Here is a 6,846-nt window from a genome sequence, read left to right on the forward strand (position 1 = left end):
AACCGCCTGCGGTTCTGCCCCGTCCATCGGCTAAGGAGAAGCGTGTGTTCCTCGTTTAGTTGTTGATTTTCTCCCAGTCCGCCGGATCATCGACGACTGGGAAGTTGCCATCCAGTCGAATGTCACCGACGGTAACGACCTGAATATGGCCAATCGCAAGCATTTTGCGGGCGTTAGCCTGTTGATAGATCACGGACTCGATAGCTGCATCAGTCAACAGGTCGAGGACTTCTCCCTCTGGGGACTCTCTGATCGTCGACATGTAAAAGTAGCCATACACGGTGTCGCCAGGCTCAACCCAATGCCCCTCCGAATCATTGATGAACCGTTCTTCCCAGCTGACTTCGTACTCTGAGTGTTCGGCCTCGAACCGCTCACAATCTCGCTCGTCAGTCACAATCCCTATGAACGGATCGATCATCTCTTCCGAGTCAAACGGGGAAGACTGTTTAGCGAAGAGCAAAAATACCTTCTGGTTACCCATAATCACCTCATCTACATGTCAGCGGGCTCTAGTGCGGACCGCATTGCACTGAGAGTATCGGCGAAGTCACCCGCGCCCAAAGCGTCCGGCCCTGATACCGCAGTCGGCCGATCGAGCTGGCCGACCAGTTGTGCTTCTTCGTTCCCTTGCATTTATACTTCATGTTCGTCTGCGTGAATTTCACCGCATAGTACTTCTTCTTGTATTTGCCGCCGGTACGCAGGTCCTTGTCGTTAGCGGTTTGTGGGATTTCGATCCCAGCCTTGACCCACATGAGACCGTTCTTCACTCTCAGTTGGGAGGCCATCTTGATTCCGGTCACCTTCTTCGTGCACACCGTGACCGGTTTCACTCCACCGTATTTGTATCCGGCTGATTTTCGGGTGTGGAATCCGGCAGGGTGCAAGGTGCAGGGTCCGTACCGCTTGTACGCAGCCTGGGCCGAGATGCCCTGCGGGTGTTCTTTCTCGATCGCGTCGAGTTTCCGCATCGCTTCTTCTTCGGTGTCGGCCTGAACATAGGGAGATGGTCCCTGCGAAGATGTGATTTCTTCTTCGCTGACTTCGTCTGGTTCGGAAGCCGTGGCTGGGGTGGCTACGAAGCTGAGAAGGAGGAATGTCAGGGTCGTACAAGCCAATGCTGGTTTGAATCTCCTCATAGTGGTGCCTTTCGCTGTGGGTAGAGTCCGTTCACTGTTAGCAGCGAACGGACTGACACTATGTCGGCTGTGGCCTTGAGCGCATCCCCCGTAAATATGAAATTTGGGCAGTTTCAGTCAGACCGGCTGGAGGGAGTGGGGGCACAGGGTGGGGCCAGTTCAGGCCGTCAGGGTGGGGCCAGTTCTAGTTGACATAGCCAGGAGGAAGCAGCTCAACCTTAAGCACCAGTGCAACCCTAAGTGAAGCTGGTAAAATCAGTCACTCTGTGAACGAAAGAAGGTGTTGTGATGAAACGCCGTGATGTCCTTATCGCATTCGCGCCCCTAGCGATCGCCGGCCTTGCCGCCGCGGTGTTCTTGGCCGTGTACGCATACCTGTACGTATTTGGCACCATTTTCGGGTTCAACGTATCAACGCTAGACGGGTCCGGTCCTCGATGGCCGTTCCCAACCATGTACCTCTCGGGTCTGACGTTCGCCATAGCGGCACCTGCCGGGATTGCATGGGCACTGATTTACACTCTCGGCATCAAGAAGATCGGTAAATCACGGAAGTCGGCGTCTCCCTCCGCGCTTCACACTGCATAGAACGGCTCTAGAGCCCAATTATTGGGTGGCAGTGGCCACGCGCCTGAAGAGCGTGGTCGCTGCCACTTTATTATGTCCACTTACTACCGCGGTCGGAGGGGGAGTAGGCCCCTGCTCCTTTGAGTGCGTTGTAGAGAGTCTGCCGAGAGACCCCATAGCGGCGGGCGACTTCCGCCACGGAGATCCCCATGTCGACCATCGCTTTGCAGGCTTGCACATCCTCGTCCGTGAGTTTGCGCTGATAGACGCCTTGAGCTTTCGCCAGCTCGATCCCTTCCCGCTGGCGTTCAAGGATCCGCGCGCGCTCGAACTGGGCCATCCCCGACAGAAACGTGAGAAAGAGTTCCTGCATCGGGGAGCTGCCATCTTTGGAGACGGTGATGTTCTCCGAGACGAACGTGACCGTGCAGCCCTTCCCGGTCAGTGTGTCGACGAGCGAGTAGAGATCTCGGGCGTCTCGGCCCAGGCGATCCAACGAGGCCACCCGGATATGATCGCCCTCGCGCGCATAGTCGATGAGCTTGTTCAGGCCCGCGCGGTTAGCGCGTGATTTCCCGCTGACCTTGTCCTCGAACGTCTTATCGCACCAACCGATGATCTCGTACTGCCGGCCAGGGTTCTGATCGGCGCTGCTGACTCGCACATAGCCGAGTGTCTGTCCGAACAGGGCATCTGAGGGGTTCTCGGAGTCGGTAGGCATATGTGTCCAATCACTGGAATCGCAACCCGTTTGACAGCATTCTTCAGGGCAAGATCGCGGTTGTCAAAGGGGTATACTCCTTTGACAGAAATCTTTAGATACTGTGCTCGCGATCGTAAGCGCACGGTTGCTACTACGAAGCATGCTCCTCCTCGCCATCATCGTCGCTTTGGACAGTTGATTTGCGATCGGGCGGAAGGCTTATTGATGTTGTAGTGCTTCCCCAGCGCGAGTTTAGGATCTGCTACGGCCTACGGGCTTCCATCGTAGCTACTCTAGTTTTCCCGTACCTGTGGAGCAACAAGGTGATATTTGCACGTCAACAAGGAAGATTCACAAGCGGGTGACCCTGCATCCAAGATGCTCGCTCAGAATACAAGCAAAGCGGTCGAGAAATTCCTCAGTAACAACCATTTTTGGGAGCTTTCCCGTCGCGATCCGCCTCCAGGTTACGAGTTTTTCTGGGAACCTGCCGACAAAGCTTGGGGAGAAGGCCAGGCGGTTTCGGAGGATGCAGCCGGATCCCTTTGGTCGGAGGCGCACCGTGTCGGTCATTGTAGTCCCGGCTTGCCTGCCGCGCTTCACGTAAGTTGTTGGGTTCTCAGCAACCAGTGTTGTCCATATGACATCGTCGCCTCCACATCCGCACTGCCGATGCGATTCAATCCAACGGTCACCTGCGGTCAATGCTATGTGACCCTCAGGCTTCACTTCAATCGGGTGTGATCCAGCAAGAGCAGTCGGATCGGCGAGAACCCTCCAGACTGCTTCGGGGTCAGCTTCGACGAAGAACTCTTCTGTATGGCTGAAGTATCTGCTTCCCATCGATGTGACCGTCTCCTCATGGTCTCGCGCTCATACCGCAATGATGTTCCGGTACTTCACAAGCGAATGATGACACGTACTTGCATGGTCCGTCATTCCAAGCCGGATCTGGAAAGTCCATTAAACCACGGCAATATGTCGGCTCGGCCACCAGGGAGACACGCTGCAGATGCAGAGTCCGCGGCCTTCGAGTGTCAATCCCGTGCGAACTTCGACAGTTCTGTTCGCACCTAACCCCAATCAGTGGACAGATTCGGTGAGCAGGGATACTCGATTGACATGATCGCACTCATCCGGCCTGCTGGGCCGAAGTTGTCTCGAAATTTCATACTTTCGTGCGAGGCGCCCGCGGCGCCCACACTGTATGCCCGGACCTGCGGCAGGTAACGGTTTGATTGCTTTCACACGAGCGACCCCGGAAGCCAACTCAGGGATTGTTAGGTTTAAGGACGGCTTATCCCCCTGAAAGATCGTCCCCACCCTTCTTCACAGACTGCGAGACCATGCGAGAAGACTCCCGGATGGCCCTGGCCCCCGTTTATCCCCGCCGGTGGGTCCAGCGTGCCCTGGTGGCAGCCGTCGTCATCGTTTTCGCCATGGTCGCCATTGTCATCGTTTTCACGCCAGTAGAAACTGTTTCGAAGGTTCGGATCGCAATCATCGATGGAGGAATTGATCCCACCTACCCAGCATTGAATAAGGCGAAGATCGAGGTTCGTTCGGTGCCGGGCGCCCCGTCGAGAGTGAGCGAACACGGGTCAGCCATGGCCGCGATCATGGTTGAAAGCGCGTCAGCAAAACCATCTACACGATCTCCGACGATCGAGATCGTCGACGTCCCGGCTCTTGATATTTCTGGTGTCGGGGAAGTTGAAGACTTGGCGACTGGGATCACGACTGCGACACAACAAGATGTGGATATGATCGTCGCCGCGCTCGGGACCGAAATGGACGCGCCAGAGCTGAAGGAAGCGGTCCGTCACGCTCAAAACGATGGCGTGACCATCTTTTCCGCTGCCGGGAACGGTATTGGAGATTTCGCCTCATACCCAGCCCAATATGAGGGAGTGATCTCAGTGGGGGCACTGAACAAATCAGGCCACCGTCTGAGATTCACGAATACTCGAGCCACGAATCTCCTTGCTTCCGGTGAGGAGATCCACGTTAAGAGCCCGGGAGGTGGGACCCAGCCGTATTCAGGGACGTCTCCTGCAACAGCGATTGCCGCGGGAAAGATTGCCGCGTGCTGGCCACTGATTGCTCCACACACTCGTGATCAGACCCGCAGGAACACTCCTGTCGATCAAGCGATAGAAGAATCCATTGAAGAACAAGGAAAGGACCCGAGGGAATGCAAGTCTCTTTAAGGAAGAGCGTCGCTGCTGTTGCAGCGGTGACCGCGTTAGCGGTGGGGCTGTCGACGGCAAATATTTCACCGGTCGCGGCCGACGAGCCAACCGAAGTACCAAGCGTCAGCACACATAGTGTCTCTGTTGATCCTGATGAGGCGACCTCAGGTGTTGAGTCGCTTGATGAGGGCGGCGACAACCTAGATACGACTGTAGACGTCGACGCGGTCGGTGGCACAGTCTCCACCTCGGTTGAGGCTGAAGGTATTGATTCGCGTGTGGATGTCGCCACGGATTCCGATGCTCCTCTTGATGAGCTGATCCAGTCGGTGACGGTTGAAGCAGTCGTCGATGGTGAAGACATTGAAAGCGAACTACTCGTCCGTGATTTCACCTATTTAGGTGATGAAGCCTTCGCTGCAACTCTCGAAGATGCTCAGTCAGGAGAAACCATTGAGGTTTCTTCTGCCCAGGTGAATGCGCAGGCATTCCCGATTCTGTGGGTTCTTGGCCTCCTCGCCCGTGTCGGGATTAAAGCAGCGATCAAGCAAATAGGGAAGTCGAAGATCAAGCAGGCTGCGTCGAAGTACTTGTTGAAGCAGAACGCGAACAAGTGGAAGCATATCCGGGCGAAGAGGCACAACTGAGACAAGATTGGTGCCACGTCGCGGGGGAAAATCGCGAATCCCATGTCCCGCGCAATGGCCAACGGCAAACACTCAACATATAAAAAGGGATCAGGCCGCCAAGCGGCTATGCCCTATAAGGGGAAGTACATTGTGGTGACCTGTGCGAAGAAGGGAGGTCAGATTAGTAATGGATGGTGGGGATACCCTCTCAAGTAGGAAGAAGCTGGCCGCAGCGATACTGGAGTCGAAGGACGATGATCTAACGCAGGCATTGGCTATCGCTGAGCGCATGTCGATCACTGACGTGGCCGAGACCTTGTACAATAATAAGCCCGATCTGCAGTTTGATCATTCCGAGCTGTGCGACAGGTTCATCAGCGCATGGCTGGATCGTTTATCAACAGTTGAACGGTTCGTTGCAGCGGAAAGACTCGATGGGCTCTATTCCCTAGGTCTGGTGTGGTTGCCACACGCCCAAGATCGTAGCTGGGAGCGGATGCTCCGGCTCGCGGCGTCGAGTCTTGAAGAGATTGCGGACACCCTCACATACGCAGAGGGCGACGCGAATAGTCCTGATACGAGTTTTAATAGGCGTTACGCGATGAAACTCGTCGAGCTGGCACGAGGACCACTGGCTGAGGTTGCAGGCGAGCTGAGTCGGCGTGCGGATGAACTTGTTGAGTTGCAGTCCCAGGCTGACACTGAGGAAGAATCCGAGGGATAGCCGGATTCTGCACCTGTGGCGGTGCGCTCCAGCCGAGGGCGAGGCCACGCATAGTGTGGCCTCGCCTCTGCGCGTGTGGGTCTCGACGTTTGCGCAGACAACTACTGAAACCGGCGTCGTAGATAGAGAGGGCCAGTTTCCAGCGTCAAGGCGGTGTCGTCCTTGACGGTTTTGTTCGAACCTTGGCCCAGGCCATAGACAGATTCGGTAAGAGGGTATACCCGATAGACATCCACCGTTAGCTGCTTCGTCCTCGTCGGATCCCATGTGTCCCCATCGTCGACACGGACGGGTTGTTCATAGACTCGTGCTCACTTGCGAGTTGCGGTAGAGACTTCACCGAGGAAAGCATCAGATGCATTAAACATGCCGTAAGCGCCCTCAACGAGCGTGTACTGCTCTCCCTGCTTACCAAGGAAGTACACGAATTCTTCCTTGTCCTCGGGGGGCGCGGTGAGGAAGTCCGTCGGGCTTCCGCAAGCGTTGTCCCACGAGAAAGAGATCGTGTCACCAGGGTTTATCGAGCCCTTGAAAACATCCTTTACATGAGTTTCTGCCGAACTCTCACCGGCCTCATTGAGGTCCCCGACGATGACTGCAACTGACTCATCAATTAAGGCTTCAACATCAGGATCTTGTGCATATGCCCCGCACGAAACCACCTGGCCTCCTTCCGGCTCAGAGCTACAGGCAACCGTGAAGCCCAGTGTCAGTACCGCAGAGAGAGCCACCGCAGTTCGAGTAAAAGCATGCTTCACAGGTGCCCCTAATAGATGAGATTGATTCCAGCTACGTCACCCTTGCCAAGGGTGCGCTGCGAAGTTTCACATGTATTCGATTGAGGCTTCATTACCTGTTTAGTCGACATCGCAACGTGGCCGAGGCCGAA

9 protein-coding genes are annotated in these 6,846 nt (G+C 55.7%); 4 read left to right on the plus strand and 5 right to left on the minus strand.

The features are described 5' to 3' along the window. Positions 1 to 55: 55 nt before the first annotated feature. Both MPN20_RS16715 and MPN20_RS16720 read right to left on the minus strand, forming a co-directional pair. On the minus strand, positions 56 to 484 hold the full coding sequence (locus tag MPN20_RS16715) for a hypothetical protein (RefSeq protein WP_242783967.1): 429 nt from the start codon (positions 482 to 484) through the stop codon (positions 56 to 58). Positions 485 to 512: 28 nt separating this feature from the next. Continuing rightward, positions 513 to 1,142, minus strand: a complete 630-nt coding sequence (locus MPN20_RS16720) for a hypothetical protein (protein WP_242783969.1) — start codon at positions 1,140 to 1,142, stop codon at positions 513 to 515. Positions 1,143 to 1,430: 288 nt separating this feature from the next. Here MPN20_RS16720 and MPN20_RS16725 point away from each other — a divergent pair, with 288 nt between their 5' ends. Beyond that, complete coding sequence (locus tag MPN20_RS16725; protein WP_098730941.1) at positions 1,431 to 1,730, plus strand: hypothetical protein; 300 nt, start codon at positions 1,431 to 1,433, stop codon at positions 1,728 to 1,730. A 70-nt stretch (positions 1,731 to 1,800) separates the two neighbouring features. Here the strand turns inward: MPN20_RS16725 and MPN20_RS16730 are convergent, their stop codons facing one another. Beyond that, on the minus strand, positions 1,801 to 2,430 hold the full coding sequence (locus MPN20_RS16730; protein WP_242783971.1) for a recombinase family protein: 630 nt from the start codon (positions 2,428 to 2,430) through the stop codon (positions 1,801 to 1,803). A gap of 333 nt (positions 2,431 to 2,763) precedes the next feature. Then, positions 2,764 to 3,255 carry an SRPBCC family protein gene (locus tag MPN20_RS16735; protein ID WP_083248606.1) on the minus strand — a complete coding sequence of 164 codons (492 nt, stop codon included), beginning with the start codon at positions 3,253 to 3,255 and terminating at the stop codon, positions 2,764 to 2,766. Positions 3,256 to 3,824: 569 nt separating this feature from the next. On the opposite strand from MPN20_RS16735, the gene MPN20_RS16740 reads away from it, so the two are divergent. From MPN20_RS16740 to MPN20_RS16750, 3 genes are all read left to right on the plus strand, one after another. Continuing rightward, on the plus strand, positions 3,825 to 4,622 hold the full coding sequence (locus MPN20_RS16740) for a S8 family serine peptidase (protein WP_164743316.1): 798 nt from the start codon (positions 3,825 to 3,827) through the stop codon (positions 4,620 to 4,622). Continuing rightward, complete coding sequence (locus MPN20_RS16745) at positions 4,607 to 5,251, plus strand: SAR2788 family putative toxin (protein WP_069599203.1); 645 nt, start codon at positions 4,607 to 4,609, stop codon at positions 5,249 to 5,251. The genes MPN20_RS16740 and MPN20_RS16745 overlap by 16 nt, the downstream gene beginning before the upstream one ends. 271 nt (positions 5,252 to 5,522) lie before the next feature. After that, a complete protein-coding gene (locus MPN20_RS16750) occupies positions 5,523 to 5,957 on the plus strand; it encodes a hypothetical protein (RefSeq protein ID WP_242783973.1) in 435 nt (144 codons plus the stop codon). Between the two features lie 311 nt (positions 5,958 to 6,268). Here the strand turns inward: MPN20_RS16750 and MPN20_RS16755 are convergent, their stop codons facing one another. Further along, positions 6,269 to 6,715, minus strand: coding sequence for a hypothetical protein (locus MPN20_RS16755; protein WP_242783975.1), 447 nt, complete (start codon positions 6,713 to 6,715; stop codon positions 6,269 to 6,271). Positions 6,716 to 6,846 lie beyond the last annotated feature (131 nt).

It is taken from the genome of Brevibacterium sp. ZH18, from assembly GCF_022748595.1.
Lineage (GTDB): Bacteria > Actinomycetota > Actinomycetes > Actinomycetales > Brevibacteriaceae > Brevibacterium.

Excerpts from the sequence above, each read along its gene's own strand:
- MPN20_RS16715 (WP_242783967.1), bottom strand. The coding sequence starts at position 484 with ATGGGTAACCAGAAGGTATTTTTGCTCTTCGCTAAACAGTCTTCCCCG.
- MPN20_RS16720 (WP_242783969.1), bottom strand. The coding sequence starts at position 1,142 with ATGAGGAGATTCAAACCAGCATTGGCTTGTACGACCCTGACATTCCTC.
- MPN20_RS16725 (WP_098730941.1), top strand. The coding sequence starts at position 1,431 with ATGAAACGCCGTGATGTCCTTATCGCATTCGCGCCCCTAGCGATCGCC.
- MPN20_RS16730 (WP_242783971.1), bottom strand. The coding sequence starts at position 2,430 with ATGCCTACCGACTCCGAGAACCCCTCAGATGCCCTGTTCGGACAGACA.
- MPN20_RS16735 (WP_083248606.1), bottom strand. The coding sequence starts at position 3,255 with ATGGGAAGCAGATACTTCAGCCATACAGAAGAGTTCTTCGTCGAAGCT.
- MPN20_RS16745 (WP_069599203.1), top strand. The coding sequence starts at position 4,607 with ATGCAAGTCTCTTTAAGGAAGAGCGTCGCTGCTGTTGCAGCGGTGACC.
- MPN20_RS16750 (WP_242783973.1), top strand. The coding sequence starts at position 5,523 with ATGTCGATCACTGACGTGGCCGAGACCTTGTACAATAATAAGCCCGAT.